The following is a 22,525-nucleotide window of genomic DNA, read 5'->3' on the forward strand; positions in this document are numbered from 1 at the left end:
ATCTCGCCCCAATCGCTTTGCCTCTTGCAAATTTCGATCCGCCTTTCAAATCAACTCTTCTAGCGAATTCATAGGTTGACAACTTACGCCTACACTACATGTTATCGATATTTTAGCTTCTGTATATTCTTTCTGATGAAGAGCTTTTAAAAAGACATTAAGCCTATCAATTATATTTTGCCCATCTGATTTAGCAACAATACAAAACTCATCACCACCAAAACGGCACACCAACATATTTGGAAAAGCATTCTGAATTTCTCGCCCTATGGCTTCCAACAAGCTATCACCGACAATATGACCATATATGCCATTTACACTCTTAAAATGATCAAGATTCAATATAGCCAACACAACACCAGATGGATTATGACGAAGCAGCTGCTCACCGTGATCAAACAAGTAACGCCTATTTTTAAGCTTAGTTAACGGATCAACATTTGCTAGATCGCGAATGGTCTCAAGCATTTCCTGTGCTTCCAAGCTATGCACTACGCGACAATGAAACTCTTCATGGTAAAATGGTTTTTTCAGAAAATCGTTAGCGCCAGCCTTAATAAATTTAGCCGACAGCGCATTATCCCCTTCCGCCGATAAACCAATAATCACTAAATCCTGAAAACGGGAATTAAACCTAAGCATGCGCACTAAATCATAACCGCTTACCAAAGGCATATTATGATCAGTAATCAGCATTCTAATTTCCGAATCCCCCTCCAGCTTGGCTAAAGCTTCTTGACCATTTTCAGCTTCTATAACGTTGAAACGATATTGCTCAAGTAGAATCCGAATAAACAAACGACTCGTTGAGGAGTCTTCAGCTACCAAAATCTTGATACCTTGATTCCTATTTAAACGCTCAATCACTTTAATAACATGGTTAAACGAATATCGACTATCTTTGGTGATGTAATCCAAGACACCTTTATTTAAAAGACTAAGTCGCAATTTATCATCAAAGTTTGCCGTCAAAACAACACATGGTATTTTGGTCGATAACACAAGATCAACAATCTCACCATTTTCAGCATCTGGTAAATTCAAATCGACAATGGCAGCAAAAAAAGCACCGTTTGAGGCTTTTAGCTTATCTTCCGCCTCTTTATAACTGGCACATAATACCGGCGTAAAAATAGGATTCTGAGATAGCAAATGATGAAGAACCTTCAACACAACAGGGCTATCTTCAACCACCAATATTTTTTTCTCTACCATAATTTGTAAAATCCTATCCTAAAAAGCGATATCAGTGCTTTTTTAACTATATTTTTCAATTATCCCCTATGACCCACGATTACGATACTCTAAAATGACTCTCAAATTGCTGTTTTGTAAATAAACAGCAAAGTTAATAATATAAAGATTACACTCACCCATTCCAAGTAAGGTTGTTTATTATGCAATGTCGGTCAGGTTGTGGTGCATGTTGCACAGCACCCTCCATCACATCTCCAATCCCAGGAATGCCCAATGGAAAAGCGGCAGGAGAACCTTGCATACAACTGCTAGATGATTATCGCTGCGCAATATTTGGAGATCCCTCAAGACCAAAAGTATGCGCAGATTTTTCTGCTGTAGAATATGCCTGCGGCAGAAACAGAGAAGAAGCCATCAACATATTATCCCACTTAGAAGATGCAACTAGCCCCCAAAATACCAGTTCATTAAAAAGGAAATATCAATGACATCCGCGAAACAACTACTCTCTCTACTCTGCGTCAGCTTGTTGCTTAGCGCTTGCTCATCATCTGGCTCAAACAAACAGTTTGTTGTCGTTCCGCCCAGCGAATCTCAAATAGAAAATAGCGTGAAAGATCAGGTGTCGTTAACACTAAACGCATTCACTCCGGTAGCAGGTCAAGCCCTACCTAATCACACTGTACTCGAGGCTTACGAAAACCGAGGTTACGATCCAATTTGGATAAAAGACAAAAAAATAAACATGTCTATATACAAGTTAGTCGACATACTTGAGCAATCTTATACTCATGGCCTCAATCCAATTCACTATCATACTGGCATTATTAAAGAATATTTAGCCCTCAAACAACCAACACCGCAACAACTAGCTGAAATGGACGTTATCAGCACAATCGCTTTAACCAGTTACGCCCATGACCTAAGCAATGGTCGCTACGAGCCGCAGCTAATTGATCCAAATTGGCAGCTGGATGCACCTAATAATAACTGGAAAGACTTACTGTATCTTAATTCAGCAACAGATATGGTCAATTCCCTGCCATTATTGGCCCCTCGCAGCCCACAATATCAAGTCCTGCAAAAATGGTTAGTGTATTACCAAGACTTGGCAGCGAAAGAAAAGGATATTTTTGTTAGTGCTGGCGTTCCTTTATCGGCAGGGGACGAAGGCCCACGAGTTGCACAGCTTAGAGCAAGATTAGTTCAACTTGGAGACATTCGTTTTTCGACACGCAAGGTAAATGAAGAGCAATTCGATATCCGCCTAAAAGAAGCTCTCATTCGCTTCCAACAACGCCATCACATTACAGCCGATGGCGCTGCAGGCTCTAAAACTATTCAAATGCTCAATGTGCCATTAAAAACACGCGCAAAACAAATTGCTTACAACCTAGAAAGATGGCGCTGGTTGCCGAGCGAACTGGAAGCAAACCGCATATGGGTTGACCTAACAAATTACACGGTAGACATGTACCTAAACGGTGAGCTTACCTCAATGAAAGCAGTCATTGGCAAGCCTGACAGAAAAACACCTGTATTCAAAGGCCTAATGACTTACATGGTAACCAACCCCACATGGCGCGTTCCGCATCGCATAGCCAGAGAGAACCTATTACCTAAGCTACAAGCTGATCCAAATTATCTGGTTAAGCATGGGTACAAGGTGTACTCAAGCTGGAGTATTGGCGCAAAAGAACTGGATTCAACCAAAATCAATTGGAAAGCGATTAGTGAAGATAAGCTGGCTTTTCGTTTTGAACAAAAACCAGATGAAGGCAACGCACTTGGCCAATTTAAGTTTATGTTCCCTAATAAAAACGAAATTTATTTGCATGACACACCTGCAAAACATCTATTTCGTGAAGAAGATAGAGCCTTTAGTTCTGGTTGCGTTCGCCTAGAAAACCCAACAGAGTTTGCCAAAGAAATAACCAAAGGCAGCAAACAGTTCAATGATATGAATAACTCTTTAAAAACAGGAAGCAATACCGTTATTACGCTACCAACCTACATCCCTGTTTATTTGGTCTATTTCACCGTTGTTCCGAATGCTAATGGCATGCTGGAATTCCGTAACGACATTTACGAAAGAGATGCCCTTATGGAAGAAGCAATGGGGTATTCTGCTTTCGGCCCCAGAGATTCAATTTAATAGAAAGCATCACTTCGTTAATTGATGCTTTAAGCTTCTCCAGATTAGTAAAAAGCCCCATATACAAAATTTGTATAGGGGGCTTTTTAGTGATTCAAAATCAGATTTAACTTAAAATTATTTAACCATAATGCAAACAGTCACCTCTTCTCTATCATGATAAAGATGCTTCACTTGATACTGATAGCTTACTCCAGCCTTTCTTAGCAAGCCTTCCATGGTCTGCAAGCATAAAGTTACTTCCTGATAACGCTTTTTCATTGGTAGCTTCAGGTTGAAAATCGCCCTTCTAGTCCAACCGCTCGCCAGCCATTTAGCCATCAATTCTGCAACCTTTATTGGGCGTTCAACCATATCACAAACCAACCAATCCACTGTGTAAGGCGGCTCGTATTTAAAGCCATCGGCCTTTTCATGCTCAACCAACCCGGTAGACATCAATTCTTTTTGCATTGGACCATTATCGATTGCTATAACATTAATGCCTTTTTTAACAAATTGATAAGTCCAACCACCAGGCGCAGCACCAAGATCAACTGCTGTCATGCCTTCAGTCAAATCCGCTTCTAGCGTTTGCTCTGGCACAAATTGAAGAAAAGCCTCTTCCAGCTTAAGCGTTGAACGACTCGGACCTGCCGCTGGAAAACGTAAGCGTCGAATTCCCATAGGAAATTCACTACGACACGCAGCATAAGACACCCCTAAATAAGCAGCCTCACCATCCAACATAAAGACATGGTGACGAACACCTACCGCCTTGTTGCGTAACACGCCAGATCGTTTCCACCCCTCACGCAAAGGTTTTTCCAGTTTTTTTATTAAACCAGACAGAGCTTTCGCATCATTTGTATCGGCCGTTTCAATCCAAATTTCTTCCGCTAATGGCAACTCACGAGCCGCTTCAAGCAAGGATTCAACTCGACCACCTTGCTCTAATTCAATAACATCATTAACAGCAATAATCTGGCGAGCAAAAATCAGACGATTAAAATTTAATTGCTGGATCAATGTTTCACCAGCGTCCGCCTGATCAAAGTTATACACAATGTAACCCGCATCAGGAACAACCTTAGCGTAGCCATAAAAACCTTTGCTACTAGCCACTTCTGACAATTCCGCCGCACAATCTTTTTCGAAGCCTTGACGACAGTAAACCAAAACATTTTTCATTCAAATTCCTTCTCAGCCAAAGCAAAACTCTGCTGAGTTATATTAATTACTTTTTACCGGGCCATTTTAATAAAGATTCATCAAATTGAGTCATGACAAAATCAGACAACTCAGACGAAAAATGCTCCCCTGATATGGGAAGGCTGAGATAACTTTTCATCTCACCCCGCCAATTAAACTGCAAAGAGTAGGCATGTAAATACCCTCTGTCAGCTCCTTCTCCGCTGTACCTAAGATCTCCTAAAATAGGCGACCCTAAACTCTTTAATGCCACACGAATTTGGTGCGTTTTACCTGTTAAAGGCCTTACAATAAAAACCCTAAGCCCATGAAATGCAGAAGAAAAAAACTGTGTAACTGCAAAGTTTTCATTATCTTGTGTAAGCTTCCACTGACCTCTTCGGCTCGGTGCCATACCACCAGAGATCGTTCCTTGTTTCTTTTTTGGCTTTTTTGCAGACAAGGCCAAATAGCGCTTTTCCATTTCATGGTTTTCAAACATCTTGCCAAATTCTGCAGCTGCTGCTGCATGGCAAGCCACTATCAGAAGACCCGATGTCATTTTATCCAAACGATGAACAGGGTAAAAATTTTGATCTGGATAAGAAATCGCCAAGGTTTGCATCACCCCCAGCCCTTCCGACTCAGCATGAAAACTCATACCTGCAGGTTTTTCAACAATCCAATAATCAACAGAGCGAAATAGTATCTGGAGCAAATGAGCCTCATCACGAAAAATAAAGGAAAAATAGATTAGCCAACAAGTTTATCCACAGAGAAAGTGGACAACTCATATGTCAATACAGATAAGTAAATATATTCTAACTTTGATAGTCTGATTGTACAGAAACTCGATTTCGGCCGTTACGCTTAGCTGTATACAAGCCTTTATCCGCTTGCGCCAATATTTCTTCATAGCGTGAAACACTTGGTGCAATGGCAGCGACACCGATACTGACAGTAACCGGGATAACAATACCATGCTCGGTTTCTATTAGCATATTTTCGACCGATTGCCTCATGCGCTCCATAACAACCTCTGCGTCTTTTAAAGAAGTGTCCGGCATGATAACAATAAATTCTTCACCACCATAACGACCTATTTCATCTTGAGACCTTATAACAGACGCCATCATGGCTGATACTTTTGCCAAAACCAAATCGCCCGCTTCGTGCCCAAAAGTATCATTGATCTTTTTAAAATGATCCAAATCAACAATAGCAAATACACACGACTCTCTATTGATAACAGAATCTGCAAAAATATTAACAGCATCCGCCAAGACCTTTCTTCGGTTTGAAAGCCCTGTAAGCTCATCCATTTCAGCCAAGGTTCGCAAGTGACTATTCACCGACTTCAGTCGTTTTATTACAAGATTAATGACCATGGCGAAATTGAACGAAAGTGCAAGAAACACAAAAACAACCACCACACTTTGATCAAACGAAGTAAGGTAAATCCCTCGCGTGTTTAAAAGCTCACACATCAAAAACAAAACAATAGAAATGCTAACTATCCAGTACTTGGCAAAATTTTGATCTACTCTGAAGACAACAAAGGAATAAGCAATGACACTGACGAAAAGCCAATGAAAACCACTATTAGTGCCGAAGTAAAACAAGCTAAGAATGGATATTTGAGAGATTTGAAGAATGGGCATTAATAATTGAGCACGAGAAAAATACCCGATATAGCTGTAACGCAAACCAATCACACCGATTAATAAACCGATCAAAGAAAAAATAGCGACTGAGGACATTTGACGCAAAGAGAATACAATAAGCATGAATAAACAGCTTATACAGAACATCATGTAGGAAAAATTCACGACATGTTTCTGATTGAGGTCATTTCCAAACTCATCCTCAAAGCCGATATCTAATAGTTTACCTATGATTTTTTTTATCGATGAAAACACAGTACCCTACACTTATTGTCACATTAAAAGCAATTAAGCTTGAATCGCTATATTTTCCATAAGACATGGCTTCTATAAAGCTGAAGTAAAACGCGATATTCTACAGAATATCAATCACTTTTCCTATAAGTTCAAACAAGGAAATGCTCCTTAAGCACAAATATTAAACACATCAATCCTCACCTAGAAAATCATTCTAAATAAAGACACGCGCTTTAATTTTACGTATTGTAAGCCATTACAACTAAACACTTCATTGGCATGAATATTGATTAAACAAACCAATATATCATCAAGACAATCGTTTTTATTAACTAGTCGGTCAGATTTATAAAGACAGACACAATTATCGCCCAAAAAAAGTGCAGGCGCCGCACCAAAACGAAGCGACTGTTTTTGTATTTTTTGATCCAACATAAAAACCATAGATAAAAAATGATTAGAAAATGAGCAACCCCATTCACTCAACCTCTAGAAATAAGGTGCTGGAACATTGAAAAAACACAATTTGGTATCACGCCTTGAGCTTGTAAACATTACCAAACAGTATCCTGGCTGCCTTGCTAACGACAACATCAGCATAACGCTGATGCCAGGTGAAATTCATGCTCTGTTAGGAGAAAATGGCGCCGGAAAAAGCACTTTGGTAAAAACCATTTATGGCGTTGTCGCCCCAGATAAGGGCGATATCATTTGGGATGGTAAGGAAGTGAATATTAAATCGCCATCCATTGCCCGTGATTTAGGTATTGGGATGGTATTTCAGCACTTTTCTTTATTTGAAACGTTGACAGTTAGCCAGAATATAGAATTGTGTTTAAGTAAAACTCAGTTAAATAAAATTGGGGATTTAGCAGCAAGAATTACTCAGCTTTCTGAAGAGTATGGTTTAAACGTTAATCCAAGCCGATACGTACATTCATTGTCCATTGGAGAAAGACAGCGTGTTGAAATCATGCGCTGCCTGGTTCAATCGGTGAAACTGCTTATATTAGATGAACCTACTTCCGTTCTCACACCACAAGAAGTCTCAGGGCTGTTTGGCGTCTTGCGCACTCTGTCAGAGGAAGGTTGCAGTATTCTATTTATTAGCCACAAACTTCATGAAGTGACGGAAATTTGCCACAAAGCGACCATATTACGTGGAGGAAAAGTGGTCGAGACTTGCGTGCCAAACGAGGAAACGCCAGCGTCTATTGCCAAAATGATGGTTGGCGATCTTGCTGAGCAAGATGCAGGCTACGCAAAAAGAGAAGGCACCAAACGCGCTTTTAATGTTGAAAATTTATCACTCCCAGCCAAGCAACCTTTTGGCACATCTCTAAAGAACATCAATTTTGAATTAAAGTCTGGCGAAATTCTCGGCATTGCTGGCGTTGCCGGTAATGGTCAAGACGAGTTAATGGCGATTATCAGCGGTGAAGATGAACGTAATGTAAAAAACAGCTTATCACTCGGCAGCTTAGACATTGGTCATTTACACGCCGGTGAACGTCGTAAGCTTGGCATGGCCTACGTCCCTGAGGAACGATTAGGTCGAGGAGCTGTTCCAGATATGAGTCTGACAGAAAACACTTTATTGACTCACAGTGATGGCTTCGTAAAAAAAGGCTTAGTGGAATGGCAAAGCATTAAAGAATACACCTCAGCACTTATCGCTAAATACAAAGTCAAATGCCATGGCGAGTTCTCAGAAGCCAAAAGCTTAAGTGGTGGCAACTTACAAAAATTCATTATGGGACGAGAAATAGGACAAAGCCCTCAAGTGCTTATCTGCGCACATCCGACCTGGGGGGTAGACGTTGGTGCGGCACTCGCCATTCATCAAGCCTTACTAGAGCTTCGTGATCAAGGCGCTGCTATTTTGCTTATTTCTGAAGATATAGATGAATTATTTTTATTAGCTGATCGAATGGCTGCCGTTTGCGATGGACACTTATCTCCAGTAGTAAGAACAGAAGCAACTAACATAGACCAAATAGGACAATGGATGGCAGGAACTTTCATTAATAACTCATCGCTTCACACTCAAGAGGCCAAGGCATGATCCGCATTCAAGCTCGTACCGAGCCAAGCTCATTAATGAAAGTAGCCTCGCCACTGCTTGCTATCGTATTAACGTTAATTTTCGGCTGCATTCTTTTTTCGGCCATTGGTAAATCACCTTCACAAGCCTTGCATGTGCTGCTGATTGCTCCATTAGCTGACAGTTATAACATTGGTGAAATGTTCGTCAAAATGGGGCCATTACTACTTTGTGCCGTTGGTTTATCTCTATGCTATCGAGCCAACATGTGGAATATCGGCGCGGAAGGACAATTACTTGCTGGCGCATTGGGTGGCTCTGCGATGGCGCTTTACTTTATCGATTCAGAGTCCGCTTTTGCCCTACCCATCACACTATTAGCCGGCGTAGCTTCTGGCATGATTTGGGCTGCCATTCCCACTTTTTTAAAGTTACGTTTTAACTCGAACTTAATTTTAACCACCATCATGTTTAATTACATCGCCTTGTACCTGCTTATTTGGGCTGTACACGGACCTTTAAGAGACCCTCAAGGCTTTGGTTTCCCTGAGTCTGCAATGTTTGCTGACTCAACATTATTACCAACCCTATTTGAGAGCAGCCGAATTCATCTTGGTGTCGCTTTCTCTGTTGTGTCTGCTTTTATTGCTTGGTTCATTTTGAGCAAATCCCATCTTGGTTTTCAAATTAGAGTCTTTGGGTCCGATGAACCAGCAGCGAGATACGCTGGGTTTAGTAGTAAAAAACTAAGTTGGTTTGTTATGTTATTTGCTGGTGCATTAGCTGGGCTAGCCGGTGTCAGTGAAACAACAGGACCAATAGGACAATTGGTACCCAATGTGTCACCAGGATACGGTTACTCAGCGATTATTGTAGCCTACTTGGGAAGGCTACATCCTCTTGGCGCTATACTAGCGGCAGTTTTTATGGCCGTACTTTATATGGGTGGCGATTTAGCTCAAATTGAAATGGGCATTCCCGTTGCAGTGGTCAGCATGTTTCAAGGCGTTTTATTGTTCTTTCTTTTGGCGTGTGATTTTTTCATTAACAATCGACTCACCTTATCCAACCAAGCGACAAACTAGGAGATTATTTTGGACTCAGATCTAATTGTACAAATATTGTTTGCCGCTGTAAAAACCGGCACGCCACTGCTTTTCATCGCCTTAGGCGAGGTAATTTGTGAAAAATCAGGCGTGTTAAACCTAGGCCAAGAAGGCATGATGCTAATGGGTGCGGTGGTTGGATTTTTAGCCGCTTACGGCACAGGGAGCGCGGGTTTAGGCGTTCTAGCCGCCATGATAATGGGTTGCGTAATGAGCCTAATCTTTGCAGTTCTTGTCCTTCATCTTGGTGCAAATCAAGTGGCAACTGGCCTTGCCTTAACCATCTTCGGCACTGGATTAAGCGCTTTTATTGGCTCGGGTGTGGTTGGTCAAACCATTCAAGGCTTCCAACCTATCGCCATTCCATTGCTGTCTGACATCCCGTTTATTGGCAAGATTTTGTTTAGTCATGACATATTGGTGTATTCCTCTTTTGCAATGACCTTTGCACTTATGTTTGTGGTCAACAAAACCCGAATTGGACTAACACTTAAAGCCGTTGGTGAAAACCCTCATGCAGCCAACGCCATTGGCATAAAAGTGCTAAGGGTTCGCTACTTAGCCGTTATGTTTGGTGGTGTAATGGCAGGTATTTCTGGTGCTTATATGTCCTTGGTGTATACACCAATGTGGGTAGAAAACATGACAGCGGGACGAGGCTGGATCGCACTTGCTTTGGTCGTTTTCGCTTCATGGCGTGTTGGTCGAATTATGTTAGGTGCTTATCTCTTCGGTTTGGCCAGTATTATGCATTTAGTTCTTCAAGGTTTGGGTTGGTCTATTTCACCAAACTTACTCGCCATGTTGCCGTATGTAGCAACGGTGGCTGTTATGGTTATCATCAGCGCAGACAAGTTTAAAGAGAAATTATTGGCTCCTAGAGCACTAGGAAAACCTTTTGATCCAAGACAAATGGCCTGATTTTAAATAAAAATTTAAACATTAAATAAAACGCCCTCGGGCACAAAGGAGCAAGCAATGAAACTTAAAAGTTTACTGGTAAGTCTAGGGCTTTTAGCCGGAGCAAGTATTGCTCAAGCAGAAGAACCATTAAAAGTGGGTTTTGTCTATGTAGGGCCAGTGGGTGATTTAGGCTGGAGTTACGAACATGATATGGGCAGAAAAGGCTTAGAAGAATATTTTGGCGACAAAGTAAAAACCACTTACGTTGAGAACGTTCCAGAAGGTGCGGATGCTGAACGAGTTATTACTCAACTAGCTAAAGCAGGTAATGACCTGATCTTCACCACATCTTTTGGTTTTATGAACCCGACGGTGAAAGTTGCAAAACGCTTTCCTAAAGTGAAGTTTGAACATGCTACAGGTTACAAGCTTGATAAAAACTTAGGTACTTATGTTCTTCGCACTTATGAAGGCCGTTACATCTCTGGTGTAACAGCAGGCATGATGACAAAAACTAATACTATTGGTTATATTGGCTCCTTCCCAATTCCAGAAGTTATTCGAGATATCAACGCCGCTTACATGGGCGCCAAAAGTGTTAACCCTGATGTAAAAATGAAAATTGTTTGGGCAAACACTTGGTACGATCCAGGTAAAGAAACCGACGCTGCAAACGCGCTAATGGACCAAGGCGTAGACGTCATGCTACAGCACACAGACAGCCCTGCGCCTCTAATTGCTGCTGAAAAACGTGGTTTACGTGCTATCGGCCAAGCTTCAGATCAAAGCAAGTTTGCCCCTAATGCACACATTTTTTCTGTACGTGACAACTGGGCACCTTACTACATCAAAGAAGTTCAAGCTGTAATGGATGGCACTTGGAAATCTCAAGATTTCTGGGGTGGATTTCACGATGACATGCTAACTCTAGCTTCAATTAACCCGAACCTTCCTAAAGATGTTCGCGCTAAGATTGATGCCACATTAGCAGCAATCAAGTCTGGCGAATTCAAACCATTCACAGGTCCAATCAAGGATAATAAAGGCAATGTTGCCGTTCCTGCTAACCATTCGTTAACAGATCAAGAGCTTGCTCAAGTTAACTGGTATGTTGAAGGTATCACAGACGAAATTCCCCACTAACCTCTGCATTCCTATATTTTTTTATATACGGCCAGCTCTGCTGGCTGTATATTCCCCAGCTTTTTAAACAGCCATCCTAGAAACACAGCCAGTCATTCTTTTTCATCTGCGTTTTTATCGTTATATTTAAGAATCCAAGGCAAGCATCAAAAGGTAAAATTATGGAAACTCTGATCGAACTATCAAAGAAAATGCCCAAGACCGAGCTTCATTTGCACATTGAAGGTACCTTTGAGCCAGAGCAGATGTTTGCCATAGCACAACGCAATCAGGTTGAATTGAAATACAGTACAGTAGACGCCTTAAAAGCGGCCTATCAATTCACCAACCTACAAGACTTCTTAGACCTTTATTACCAAGGCATGTCGGTGCTTCTTCACGAAGCTGATTTTTATGACCTTACGATGGCGTATTTAGAAAAGGTCCACAGTGAAAATGTCGTCCATGTCGAGATCTTTTTTGACCCTCAGGGTCATTTATCTCGTGGGGTTAGCTTTGATGTTCAAATCCAAGGCATCTATAAGGCCCTTCAAGATGCAGAGAAAAAGTGGGGCATGACATCCAAGCTAATCATGTCTTTCTTAAGGCATTTAAGTGAAGAAAGTGCATTTGAAACCCTTGAATTAGCAAAGCCTCACCTAAAATGGATTGATGGTATTGGTTTAGACAGTTCGGAAGTAGGACACCCTCCTGAAAAATTCTTACGCGTGTTCGAAGCTTGCAAGAATCTTGGACTGAAGGTAACGGCACATGCTGGCGAAGAAGGACCTCCAGACTACGTTTGGCAAGCAATTGAGCAAATCGGCGTAGATAGGATCGATCATGGCAACAGAGCGTTAGAAGACAACAAACTCATCGAAGCTATTAAGCAACGTAACCTAACACTAACTGTTTGCCCGCTTTCTAATTTGAAACTTTGTGTCGTTAATGACATGAAAAATCACCCGATAAAAAACATGTTAGCGCTCGGCTTAAATGCAACAGTAAATTCAGATGATCCGGCCTATTTTGGTGGCTATATGAATGATAACTATGCCTCATTAATTAATGGCACTAGAATCAGCAAAGAAGAATTATTTCAATTAGCTAAAAATGGTATCACTGGTAGTTGGATGGAAGACCATCTCAAAGAGCTGCATTTGAAGCAACTTCACGCTCTTTTTGCGTAAGTCATTTATTACCCTTTGATAACACATGGATTAAATTGAGTGATTGAGTTGATCACTCTTTTTAGTCGATGTGATAAGATCGCGTTTTTTATATTACAGAATTGAGCCAACCGCATGTCAAACCCAATCCTTCTTGATGATACTTTCTACCGCTTACCTAGTAGCGAGCGCTATGACCATGTTTTGAGCCTTGTAAAAAAAGGCACTTCTGTATGGACGCTTGCTGATGCTGAAGGCTGTTTGATCATAGATCTTGGTAGCGACAAAGTATTACCAATTTGGCCTGCTGAAGCCTTAGCAATCGCTTGGGGTGAAAAAGAGTATCAAGGGTTCAATAGCCTAGAAATTAACGCAGCAGATTGGGCCGAGAAGTGGCTACCAGGTATGCAAGGGGATGGGTTCTCTGTTGGTGTAGCGCCCAATCTTGCTGGTGAATGCATTGTTTCCTCCGCAGAAGAACATGCAATTGACCTCAAAAGCTAGTAGTAATTACTGATACAAGCGCCATGTATTTTGAATTAAAGAGCCCAAAATTAAAAAGCCATAGAAACAAACTCACACAGTTCGCTGTGTGCGTTGGTCTGTTTGCCGTTTTGCTTATTTATTTTGGTCCGCTGTTCTCGCAAATAAGCCATGCACTTTCGTCCCAGCCAACCATGACATCAATGTCTATGGAAAGCATGGAGATGAAAACTATGGATATGCTAGGGCATGACCATGCAAAAATGCTTTCCGAGCAAGCAGATAGTAAGCAAAAACGAGTAAGCTCTGCACATATTAGTCACCACGGGCATCACGCACACGGTGAAAGCGCTAATTTATTAGAAGCCTGCGGTTATTGTTCCCTGCTCTTCCATCTAAACTGGATTGACGCGAAAACCTTCGAGCTTATTCCACTATTACAAAGCCGTTACCCAAACATGGTAACAGCAACTATTTCGCACAAATATCATGTGCCCTTCACCTCACTCCTACCCAGAGCGCCACCAGTAATTTCGGTCTAATTAGTACCATAACTTATATCAAAAAAAAACGACGCTGCCCTATTCAGAATCAAAACTGAACAGATATTTATGCGCGCGTCTTTCATGATGATAGAAAAGTCAGATTTTCACTCAGAGTGCGTTATTTTGCCCTTTTCTATAAGACGAGAAATTACAATGTCGACAAAAACGAATAACAAGGCATCCGAATCTTCTTCAAATGCGATGCTACTTTTAATTACACGACTGCATTTTTATATTGGCCTTTTCATAGGCCCATTCATCTTTGTAGCGGCTCTCACGGGAACTATTTATGTGATTACGCCACAAATTGAAAATGCCATCTACAAAGATGTACTTACAACACAAAGCGTGGGCGAAAACCAGCCTTTGTCCCAACAAATTGCAGTAGCTAAGTCTCAGCTAACAAAAGATCTGACCCTATTCGCTGTTCGCCCAGCCCCAGAAAAAGGTGATACAACACGCGTGATGTTTCTTGATAAAGAGGCTGAGCTATCTGGTGCTAGAGCAATATTTATTGATCCAGTCACACTTGAAGTGACAGGCAACTTACCTGTTTACGGTACAAGCGGTGTATTACCCTTTAGAACGACCATAGACTTTATGCATCGCCAATTGCTCTTGGGAGAATTCGGTCGCTATTACAGTGAGCTTGCCGCATCTTGGCTTTGGATTGCTGCACTGGGTGGACTTTTCCTTTGGTACAAGGGGGGCAAGAAAAACAAAGCAGAATTTGCGAGCAAAACAGAGCATCTGCGTAAGCGCCGCCGCCATTATCAAGTTGGTCTTTGCCTTTTTGTTGGTCTGATCTTTGTCTCTATTACGGGATTAACTTGGTCAAAATGGGCTGGCGATAACATTAGTACTTTGCGCAATAGCATTGGCTGGATAACGCCTTCAGTCTCACAAGACCTGACAACTATAGATCACAATATGATGATGTCAGATGAGCATGCAGATCATCTAGATCATTCAAATCATCACAACATGCAGACAAAGAAGCAAACGGCGGAAAAATTTGAAAATATTGATGCTCTGTTTGATGGTGTACTCAAGGCAGCAAGAGACGCAGGAATTGATGCCAATAAGCTAGAAATAAGACCTTCATCAACAAAAGACAAAGCATGGCGAGTAAGTGAGATCGATCGGTCATGGCCGACTCAAGTAGACAGTGTCGCAGTTGATGCTAGCACTATGACTGTCACCAGTCGTGCCGATTTTGCCACCTTCCCTATTGTTGCCAAGCTGATTCGCTGGGGCATTGATGCTCACATGGGTGTTTTGTTTGGTGTTGTAAACCAAATAATACTGACGGCATTTGGCTTATCTCTATGCTTCATGATTATTTGGGGTTACAGAATGTGGTGGATTCGCCGCCCGCAGGCCGGATCAACCTCTAAACCATTATTGCAAGCATGGGCAAGATTGACTGGTTTACAAAAAATAATCACCGTACTAATCGCTATTGCACTGGGTATAAGCATGCCAGTTATGGGCGTTAGCTTACTCGTCTTTTTATTAATTGATGTTTATCGCTGGAAGCGTCAATAACTTTATTTCTAACAGCCCAATATTCATCGAGCTTATTATAGGCTCGATGAATATTTCTCACCTTGACGCCTAATTTTCCCTGCGAATACACCTAATGTTGGCTTTTTCTGGCCTCTTGTCTTGTTATCAGTAAAATACGTGCTCTTATTTCATCACCATCAGAATACGTATTTTATGGACACGCAGTCACTAGCAACACTTACAGAACATCTTTTTAACAAACTAGCTCAAACACCAAATGGCGTGCAGCGACTATTCCATGGTCGAGGCCGCTGCTTTCCTGGACTAGAACAGATCACTGTCGATTGGCTAGAAGGACAGGTTCTCGTTTCTCTTTTCAAAGAACCAACTGCTGATGAACTAGACAAACTCAATGAAGAAATCATCACTTGGACAAGTAGAACTGAATGGAATGATCACAAAGCACAATCGCTATTACTTCAGCACCGAAGCCGTGAACGAAGCCCGACTGAATGCCTCTGGGGAAATTATCAAGAGCAGCAGATCGTTAACGAAGAAGGTCTACTTTTCCAACTCGATCTAGGCAAGAATCAGAACTCTGGTCTTTTTCTAGATATGCGATACGGACGACGCTGGGTAAAAGAAAACAGCCAACACAAACGCGTACTCAATCTATTTGCTTATACCTGTGGCTTCTCTGTCGCAGCCATAACAGGTGGTGCAGATTTTGTGGTTAATCTAGATATGGCGAAAGCCGTACTTAGTCGCGGCAGAGAAAATCACAGGCTCAACCAACATGATTTAAGCTGTGTGAAGTTTTTCGCCCATGACATTTTCAAATCTTGGGGAAAAATCAAAAAATATGGCGAATATGACCTTATCATCATAGATCCGCCGACATTTCAGCGCGGCAGCTTTGCGCTAACTAAAGATTATCAAAAAATATTACGACGCTTACCTGAGTTATTGGCTGAAAATGGTCAAGTACTTGCTTGTGTCAACGATCCAAGTATCCCTGCGCAATTTTTAATTGATGGCATGCGTGAAGAAGCTCCAACTTTAGCGTTTCAATACCGACTTGATAATCCACCAGAGTTTTTGGATATCGACATAGAAAGTGGTTTAAAAGCGCTCATATTTCAGAAAACACCTGATGAAGAAATTAACTAATTAAGGAAATCACAATGTCTAAAACAACCGTTACATTCGAATACGAGAAAGAAACCAAAAACAGCGTACGCTACCAAGAGGTACCAGAAGAAGGCAAGGCTCCGATTATGGGGTCACTTTACGTACAAAAGTGGTTTGCGGGCAACAGCAAGACACTAGAGATCACCATAGAGAAAAAAGACTAAGCGCGAATTTTCATTCTTAACTGTATAAAAAACACTCTTATTCCCTGCCTTTCTACTATCCTATTTTAGACACTTCGAAATAAGATAGTAGAGAAGCGCCCCTCCCCTTCACCTAGAACTAGGTAATTTGCCATTTCCCCATAAAAACTCACTCAATATATGAAAAAAATATAAAAAAATTAACATAAAAAACAAAATTACACTTTAAACATTTTTTAATTCACAAAATAAAAGTTGCTATAAATAAATTAGAAACTAAGCTTAGAGCAACTGTTAAATTAGTAAAAAGTGAAAGAGAAAATGGATTTGAAATCAGAATCATTATCAAAAAAAATTAAAGTTACATATTTCAAATTAACGATATTGATTGCCCTATACTATGCGTTAGTTATAAATACCCCATTCTATCTACAGCTATATGATACTTTAGAACGTTCAAACTCAATGAATATTGGTCTTTTTTTATGCATGCCAATTTTTATTTTTTTAATAACAAATATATTATTTAGTCTGATTAGTTGGCCTTATATCGCTAAGCCAATTTTTATTTTCTTACTATTAACATCCAGTATTGTAAGTTATGTTATATATAACTATGGCATCTCAGTCGATTACGGAATGATTCAAAACGCATTTGAAACCGATACTGGTGAAGCCGCTTCTTATCTAAGTTTTTATTCCGTATTCTGGGTGGTTATCACAGGTGTTATCCCTTCTTTAATGGTAGCACTAGTAAAAATCAGACCTGAAATTAGCGTGATAAAAAAATTGCTTTCCATCTTCGTGTCTGTCCTTGTTATTTTATCCATTATCTTTTTTTACTTCAAAGATCTGAGCTATATAGGTAGAAAAAACAGCTACTTAAAAGAAATGATTGTCCCCACTTACTACCTTTCAAGTAGCTATAAATACATAAAGAACACATATTTTTCCAGCCCTGTCACCTATAAAAAAATTGGTGAGGATGCAAAACAAGCTGCCAAGGATCCATCACAAAAACCGACTCTATTTTTCTTTGTACTTGGCGAAACAGCGCGTTCACAAAACTATCAGCTAAATGGTTACCCTAGACCAACCAATGAATATACTAGCAAACAAGATGTAATTTCATTTAAAGATGTCGCGTCATGCGGAACGGCAACCGCAGTATCGGTACCTTGCATGTTTTCTGCTCTATCAAGAGATGAATACAAAGAATCTGTCGCCAAACATCAAGATAATGCTATCGACATTCTCAAAAGAGCAGGCATTTCATTACTTTGGAAAGAAAATGATGGTGGTGACAAAGATGTAGCGAATAACATCACCAAAATGACATTAAATCGTGAAGTAGTAAATGAGTTCTGTAATGGTAATAGTTGTTACGATATGGCTCTTTTAGCTAATTTAGATTCAGATATAAAAAGTATGCAAGGCGATAGAATTATTTTTATTCATTTAATGGGCAGCCATGGGCCAAATTATTTTAAACGCTATCCAGATGATCAGAAAAAATTCACTCCTGATTGTCAGAGAAATGATGTAGAGAATTGCTCTTCCGAAAGTATTATAAACTCTTATGATAATACTATTCATTACACTGATTTTGTTATCAGTAAACTTATCGATAAACTCAAAGGTATCAGCGACCAGTATAACACCAGCCTCTTATATCTTTCTGATCACGGCGAATCATTAGGAGAAAATGGTGTATTTTTACACGGACTACCCTACGCATTTGCTCCTATTTATCAAACAAGAGTTCCTCTCATTTTATGGATGTCGGACGACTTCAAGAAAGCCAAACACATTGATCGAGCATGCCTAAAAAATGAAGCTCAAAACACTAGCATCTCACAAGACTACATCTTTCACTCCTTGCTTGGCATCATGGATGTGACAACATCTGCCTATAAGCAAGAGCTGGATCTTTACAAAAAATGCAGAGCAATTAATTAGAATGAATAATTACCCAAATTATTTTTTACCTTTTTTTTACCTTGTCTACTATAAATTAGAATACATATAATAATTTATAGAGATAATATATGCCAAAAAATAAAAGCTCATTATTACGTGTTCTATCTCCTCTAAAACCGTACTTATGTTTTTTTGCTCTCACCCTACTCTGCTTATCACTTAGTCGTTTGTTACTAATGATCTGGAAATATGATCGAATCGGCAGTGCTACCGATTGGATCACATTACTTGGTTTCGGCTTACGCATTGATATCGCTTCCATCTCATACATAATTGGCATACCTGCGGTCATCAGTTTACTTATTTCCGGCATTCCCTATATCAATCGTATTTGGGATTTCCTCACTAGGATCTGGCTAACATGCACATTTGTTTTGCTGATTTTTATGGAAGCATCAACGCCTGCTTTTATTGAAGAATACAGCCTAAGACCTAACCGCCTTTTTGTAGAATATTTACTCTACCCGAAAGAAGTATTTTCTATGCTTCTTGAAGGCCATAAGCTCACTTTGCTTTTAACATCAGTAATTTCCACTATAACTGTTATTTTGGCATATCAATTTTTTCGTAAACAAAGCATAGTCAACCGTCCTCAGCCTAAATGGTTCGAACGCCCTGTATTGGTCGTTATCATCTTCTGCCTAGCATTTCTTGGTGCTCGTTCAAGCTTGCAGCACAGACCAATTAATCCAAGCTATACGGCATTTACTAATGACCCACTGGTAAACAGCTTAACCCTTAACTCGACTTATTCTCTTATGTACGCCGTAAGCCAAATGGCTGATGAAGTTAGTTCATTTGAACTGTACCCAAAAATGAGCAAAGACAGGGTCATTGCAGAGATCCATAAAGCAATGGGGCTAAATATAGATCAATTCACATCGGAAGACCTTCCTACTTTACATATACAACAAGCTACTCAGCATTTTGATCGCCCAAAAAATCTTGTTATCATTCTTGAGGAAAGCTTGGGAGCACAGTTTGTTGGCAGTTTAGGCGGGCTTCCTTTAACGCCTGAATACGATAAATTGGTACCTGAAGCATGGTCATTCAACAATTTATACGCGACTGGAACTCGTTCAGTACGAGGTATTGAAGCAGTTGTAACAGGCTTTGTTCCTACTCCCGCGCGTAGCACAGTAAAACTCCCTAATTCACAAACCAATTTTTTCACTATTGCCAAACTGCTCGGTAAACAAGGTTATGACACTAACTTCATCTATGGTGGTGGCGCTCATTTTGACAACATGAAAACCTTCTTCTTAGGTAACGGCTTCAACTCCATCATCGAAGAAAAAGACTTCGTGAACCCTGAGTTTGTTGGCTCTTGGGGCGTGAGTGATGAAGATCTTTTCACCAAAGCCAATCAAGACTTTGTAGCAAAATCTAAGACAGGGAAACCTTTTTTCAGTTTGGTATTCAGCTCATCAAACCACGACCCATTTGAATTCCCTGACAACAAAATTGAACTTTACAATACGCCCAAAGCAACTCGTGAGAATGCGGTCAAATACGCCGACCATGCAATAGGCCATTTTTTCAAATTAGCGAAACAAGAAGACTATTGGAAAGATACGGTATTCCTAGTAGTTGCTGATCATGATGCACGTACAACCCGCTCTGATTTAGTGCCAATCCCAAGCTTTCATATACCTGCCTTAATAATTGGCGATGGAATCGAGCCAAAAAGTGATAGCAGAGTAGCAAGCCAAATAGACTTGGCACCAACACTGTTATCATTAATTGGAGTGGACTCTGAACACCCAATGATTGGCCAGGACTTAACAAAAGTAGATGATGATTATGTGGGACGAGCGATTATGCAATTTAATGAAAACCAAGCCTTTTTGAAAGATGGCAAAGTCGTTATTTTGCAGCCGAAAAAATCGCCAAAAACCTTTACTTATAAAGACTTAACATTAACACCAAGCAATGATGTTAGTGAGGATTTAATAAACCAAGCTATTGCGCACCCACTGCTAGGCACTTGGCTTTACAACGAGAAAAGATACGACATGCGCAGAAGCAAATAAGTCATGGACATAAAAATGCCGAGCGAAAACTCGGCTTTTTTATGTCTATAGAATGCTTCAAAGCAAGTGATTTTAAATCCCTGCAATACCCTTCTGATATGTCAAAATTTGCCCTTTAAAAGGCGAAGATAGGTAATTCGTAGCATCAGGTTTTCGTTGATGATGAGAGTACCCCAAAAGAACCATTTTTTTACTGAAAGGAGCATGATGACCCCGCCCCGGATCCACCAGCAAAACTAAACAATTTTCCGCTGCGTGTTTTTCAATAAAAGCAGATAATAGATCAACATGAAAACGTTCATACAAAATATCACTACCGATAATGCAGTCGTATTTACCTAAATCTGTGCTAGCGTCTTGCCAGCTTGCCCTGATAAAAGGTATAGGCTGATCGCCATTCAAAAGCGCATTTTGCCTGAGGAAATTGCCTGCTTCAGGATGATAATCTGTTGCTGTAATATTGGCCAATCTGTGATTCAGTACCAGACTAGCAAGCCCAATACCACAACCAACTTCTAATATTTTTAAACCATCGATTTTATGCCCAAACATGAGGTGTGCAAGCACTTCACCAGATGGCCAAATTACGCCAAACAGAGGCCATACCGCAGATGTGATGCCAAGATTTAACGCAATATTATCATCATCCGAAAACTCTTGATTATCACGCAGTGTTCGCACATGGATATCGGTCTTATCAAATTCAAGAGTTTGATAACGAACACGAAAATGAGACATATAAGTCCTAGATAATGCACGGAAATAGCAAACGCTATTAAACTGAAGCACCATACTAGCTGTATTATTTAAAATCCCCTAAGTTTAGTTCATTAACCTTTTTAAAATACCTCATGCTTTGATCTTAAATTAATTAACTGACCAGCGCTCCAACAAGATATTAATAAATAGATCTGCCGCAGGAGATACCGATGTTGAACTGCGTTTGACAAGACCAATCGAGCGGTCAATTTTTTGCCCTTTAAGAGGTCTGGAAGTCAGCACTGAGGCACTGCTCAGTGGCATCGCCAGTTTGGGAACAATCGATATACCCAACCCCATTTCGACTAAACCAAGTGATGTGGAAAGATGCTGCACTTCATAAAAACTGTTTAACTGCACTTGGTCCCTTGCTAAAGATTTATCTAACAAAATTCGGTTACCACTGGCACGCCCAACACTGATTAATTTGTAAGGCTCCATGTCTAACCAAGACACTTCTTCCAACTCGCATAATGGATGGTCTTTACGTAAGCAAACCACAAATGGATCATCGAGAAGCGGTGTAAAAGACACTTCTGGATGCTGAGCTATGGCCATATTTATACCAAAATCCGCATCACCACGAATAACCGACTCCAAACCATGATTGGCACTTTCGTCTAAAATTTGAATACGAATCCCCGGATAACGCTCGTTAAAAACATTAATAACACTGGGCAAAAAATAAAATGCAGCGGTGGGAATACAGGCAATAGTAACTTTACCTTTCTGCTGAGATGCCATGTCTTTTATGCCTAAAACAGACAGCTCAAATTCCTCTACCATGCGACGAGCTTTTGGCAAAAACTCACGTCCCACAGAGGTTAGCCAAGTTTTCCGAGTCGTTCGCTCAAATAATTGAGTGCCTAAAATAGCCTCTAATTTCTGCATTCTCCGACTCAAAGCAGGTTGAGATAAAAAGGTCAATTCGGCAGCATCATGAAAATTCCCAGTTTCCGCAATACGTATAAAAATAACCAAATCTTTAAATTCTATTTGATGCATTGTTATTCCTATTAATTTGTTTTACACATCAATTATGACTTATCTTTGCATTTGATGCACGAATATAGATTGTGAGACTTTAGCTATAAGCAATTACAACAACAAAGGTT

20 protein-coding genes are annotated in these 22,525 nt (G+C 40.4%); 14 read left to right on the top strand and 6 right to left on the bottom strand.

All coding sequences use genetic code 11. From position 1 onward, the window contains the following. Positions 1–45: 45 nt before the first annotated feature. Positions 46–1,215: a response regulator gene (locus tag B6N13_RS16905; protein WP_248280372.1), complete on the bottom strand. Its 1,170-nt coding sequence runs from the start codon at positions 1,213–1,215 to the stop codon at positions 46–48. 182 nt (positions 1,216–1,397) lie between these two features. Between B6N13_RS16905 and B6N13_RS16910 the strand changes: the two genes are divergently transcribed. Beyond that, the gene (locus B6N13_RS16910; RefSeq protein ID WP_012069635.1) at positions 1,398–1,685 is read left to right on the top strand and encodes a YkgJ family cysteine cluster protein; all 288 of its coding nucleotides are present in this window, start codon (positions 1,398–1,400) and stop codon (positions 1,683–1,685) included. Beyond that, entirely contained in the window at positions 1,682–3,352 is a 1,671-nt protein-coding gene (locus B6N13_RS16915) for a L,D-transpeptidase family protein (RefSeq protein ID WP_169460055.1), read from the top strand. Before B6N13_RS16910 ends, B6N13_RS16915 begins: the two co-directional genes overlap by 4 nt. A 117-nt stretch (positions 3,353–3,469) precedes the next feature. On the opposite strand, the gene rlmM is transcribed toward B6N13_RS16915, so the two are convergent. The 3 genes from rlmM to B6N13_RS16930 all read right to left on the bottom strand — a co-directional run bounded on the left by rlmM (position 3,470) and on the right by B6N13_RS16930 (position 6,309). Then, the gene (rlmM, locus tag B6N13_RS16920; RefSeq protein ID WP_012069633.1) at positions 3,470–4,522 is read right to left on the bottom strand and encodes a 23S rRNA (cytidine(2498)-2'-O)-methyltransferase RlmM; all 1,053 of its coding nucleotides are present in this window, start codon (positions 4,520–4,522) and stop codon (positions 3,470–3,472) included. Between the two features lie 46 nt (positions 4,523–4,568). Next, positions 4,569–5,240, bottom strand: coding sequence for a TIGR01621 family pseudouridine synthase (locus B6N13_RS16925; RefSeq protein WP_169460056.1), 672 nt, complete (start codon positions 5,238–5,240; stop codon positions 4,569–4,571). A 103-nt stretch (positions 5,241–5,343) separates the two neighbouring features. Then, a complete protein-coding gene (locus B6N13_RS16930) occupies positions 5,344–6,309 on the bottom strand; it encodes a GGDEF domain-containing protein (protein WP_248280373.1) in 966 nt (321 codons plus the stop codon). Between the two features lie 625 nt (positions 6,310–6,934). On the opposite strand from B6N13_RS16930, the gene B6N13_RS16935 reads away from it, so the two are divergent. From B6N13_RS16935 to B6N13_RS16990, 12 genes are all read left to right on the top strand, one after another. Then, positions 6,935–8,488, top strand: a complete 1,554-nt coding sequence (locus tag B6N13_RS16935) for an ABC transporter ATP-binding protein (protein ID WP_169460057.1) — start codon at positions 6,935–6,937, stop codon at positions 8,486–8,488. Continuing rightward, positions 8,485–9,552, top strand: a complete 1,068-nt coding sequence (locus tag B6N13_RS16940) for an ABC transporter permease (protein ID WP_169460058.1) — start codon at positions 8,485–8,487, stop codon at positions 9,550–9,552. Before B6N13_RS16935 ends, B6N13_RS16940 begins: the two co-directional genes overlap by 4 nt. A gap of 9 nt (positions 9,553–9,561) precedes the next feature. After that, positions 9,562–10,494 (top strand): ABC transporter permease, encoded by a 933-nt coding sequence (locus B6N13_RS16945; protein ID WP_169460059.1) that lies wholly within the window; start codon positions 9,562–9,564, stop codon positions 10,492–10,494. Between the two features lie 57 nt (positions 10,495–10,551). Further along, positions 10,552–11,619, top strand: a complete 1,068-nt coding sequence (locus tag B6N13_RS16950) for a BMP family ABC transporter substrate-binding protein (RefSeq protein ID WP_012069626.1) — start codon at positions 10,552–10,554, stop codon at positions 11,617–11,619. Positions 11,620–11,780: 161 nt separating this feature from the next. Continuing rightward, entirely contained in the window at positions 11,781–12,788 is a 1,008-nt protein-coding gene (locus B6N13_RS16955; RefSeq protein WP_169460060.1) for an adenosine deaminase, read from the top strand. A 114-nt stretch (positions 12,789–12,902) separates the two neighbouring features. Then, positions 12,903–13,271, top strand: coding sequence for a DUF2750 domain-containing protein (locus B6N13_RS16960; RefSeq protein WP_012069624.1), 369 nt, complete (start codon positions 12,903–12,905; stop codon positions 13,269–13,271). 23 nt (positions 13,272–13,294) lie between these two features. Beyond that, complete coding sequence (locus B6N13_RS16965; protein WP_169460061.1) at positions 13,295–13,792, top strand: DUF2946 domain-containing protein; 498 nt, start codon at positions 13,295–13,297, stop codon at positions 13,790–13,792. Between the two features lie 156 nt (positions 13,793–13,948). Next, entirely contained in the window at positions 13,949–15,343 is a 1,395-nt protein-coding gene (locus B6N13_RS16970; RefSeq protein WP_169460062.1) for a PepSY-associated TM helix domain-containing protein, read from the top strand. A gap of 174 nt (positions 15,344–15,517) precedes the next feature. Next, positions 15,518–16,474, top strand: a complete 957-nt coding sequence (locus B6N13_RS16975; RefSeq protein ID WP_169460063.1) for a class I SAM-dependent methyltransferase — start codon at positions 15,518–15,520, stop codon at positions 16,472–16,474. Between the two features lie 14 nt (positions 16,475–16,488). Beyond that, entirely contained in the window at positions 16,489–16,659 is a 171-nt protein-coding gene (locus tag B6N13_RS16980) for a hypothetical protein (RefSeq protein ID WP_012069620.1), read from the top strand. A gap of 300 nt (positions 16,660–16,959) precedes the next feature. Further along, positions 16,960–18,597 (top strand): phosphoethanolamine--lipid A transferase, encoded by a 1,638-nt coding sequence (locus B6N13_RS16985; protein WP_169460064.1) that lies wholly within the window; start codon positions 16,960–16,962, stop codon positions 18,595–18,597. An 89-nt stretch (positions 18,598–18,686) separates the two neighbouring features. Then, positions 18,687–20,651 carry an LTA synthase family protein gene (locus tag B6N13_RS16990; RefSeq protein WP_169460065.1) on the top strand — a complete coding sequence of 655 codons (1,965 nt, stop codon included), beginning with the start codon at positions 18,687–18,689 and terminating at the stop codon, positions 20,649–20,651. Between the two features lie 72 nt (positions 20,652–20,723). Here B6N13_RS16990 and B6N13_RS16995 read toward each other — a convergent pair whose 3' ends face one another. Together B6N13_RS16995 and B6N13_RS17000 are read right to left on the bottom strand one after the other, a co-directional pair. Next, positions 20,724–21,389 (bottom strand): methyltransferase domain-containing protein, encoded by a 666-nt coding sequence (locus B6N13_RS16995; protein WP_012069617.1) that lies wholly within the window; start codon positions 21,387–21,389, stop codon positions 20,724–20,726. A gap of 129 nt (positions 21,390–21,518) precedes the next feature. Continuing rightward, positions 21,519–22,415, bottom strand: coding sequence for a LysR family transcriptional regulator (locus tag B6N13_RS17000; protein ID WP_169460066.1), 897 nt, complete (start codon positions 22,413–22,415; stop codon positions 21,519–21,521). Positions 22,416–22,525 lie beyond the last annotated feature (110 nt).

Origin of the sequence: Marinomonas sp. UCMA 3892, assembly GCF_012726345.1 — a bacterium.
Lineage (GTDB): Bacteria > Pseudomonadota > Gammaproteobacteria > Pseudomonadales > Marinomonadaceae > Marinomonas.

What these genes read in the sequence shown, in the direction of transcription:
- B6N13_RS16905 (WP_248280372.1), bottom strand. Translation starts at nt 1,215, where the DNA reads ATGGTAGAGAAAAAAATATTGGTGGTTGAAGATAGCCCTGTTGTGTTG.
- B6N13_RS16910 (WP_012069635.1), top strand. Translation starts at nt 1,398, where the DNA reads ATGCAATGTCGGTCAGGTTGTGGTGCATGTTGCACAGCACCCTCCATC.
- B6N13_RS16915 (WP_169460055.1), top strand. Translation starts at nt 1,682, where the DNA reads ATGACATCCGCGAAACAACTACTCTCTCTACTCTGCGTCAGCTTGTTG.
- rlmM (WP_012069633.1), bottom strand. Translation starts at nt 4,522, where the DNA reads ATGAAAAATGTTTTGGTTTACTGTCGTCAAGGCTTCGAAAAAGATTGT.
- B6N13_RS16930 (WP_248280373.1), bottom strand. Translation starts at nt 6,309, where the DNA reads ATGCTTATTGTATTCTCTTTGCGTCAAATGTCCTCAGTCGCTATTTTT.
- B6N13_RS16940 (WP_169460058.1), top strand. Translation starts at nt 8,485, where the DNA reads ATGATCCGCATTCAAGCTCGTACCGAGCCAAGCTCATTAATGAAAGTA.
- B6N13_RS16950 (WP_012069626.1), top strand. Translation starts at nt 10,552, where the DNA reads ATGAAACTTAAAAGTTTACTGGTAAGTCTAGGGCTTTTAGCCGGAGCA.
- B6N13_RS16955 (WP_169460060.1), top strand. Translation starts at nt 11,781, where the DNA reads ATGGAAACTCTGATCGAACTATCAAAGAAAATGCCCAAGACCGAGCTT.
- B6N13_RS16960 (WP_012069624.1), top strand. Translation starts at nt 12,903, where the DNA reads ATGTCAAACCCAATCCTTCTTGATGATACTTTCTACCGCTTACCTAGT.
- B6N13_RS16965 (WP_169460061.1), top strand. Translation starts at nt 13,295, where the DNA reads ATGTATTTTGAATTAAAGAGCCCAAAATTAAAAAGCCATAGAAACAAA.
- B6N13_RS16970 (WP_169460062.1), top strand. Translation starts at nt 13,949, where the DNA reads ATGTCGACAAAAACGAATAACAAGGCATCCGAATCTTCTTCAAATGCG.
- B6N13_RS16975 (WP_169460063.1), top strand. Translation starts at nt 15,518, where the DNA reads ATGGACACGCAGTCACTAGCAACACTTACAGAACATCTTTTTAACAAA.
- B6N13_RS16980 (WP_012069620.1), top strand. Translation starts at nt 16,489, where the DNA reads ATGTCTAAAACAACCGTTACATTCGAATACGAGAAAGAAACCAAAAAC.
- B6N13_RS16985 (WP_169460064.1), top strand. Translation starts at nt 16,960, where the DNA reads ATGGATTTGAAATCAGAATCATTATCAAAAAAAATTAAAGTTACATAT.
- B6N13_RS16990 (WP_169460065.1), top strand. Translation starts at nt 18,687, where the DNA reads ATGCCAAAAAATAAAAGCTCATTATTACGTGTTCTATCTCCTCTAAAA.
- B6N13_RS16995 (WP_012069617.1), bottom strand. Translation starts at nt 21,389, where the DNA reads ATGTCTCATTTTCGTGTTCGTTATCAAACTCTTGAATTTGATAAGACC.
- B6N13_RS17000 (WP_169460066.1), bottom strand. Translation starts at nt 22,415, where the DNA reads ATGCATCAAATAGAATTTAAAGATTTGGTTATTTTTATACGTATTGCG.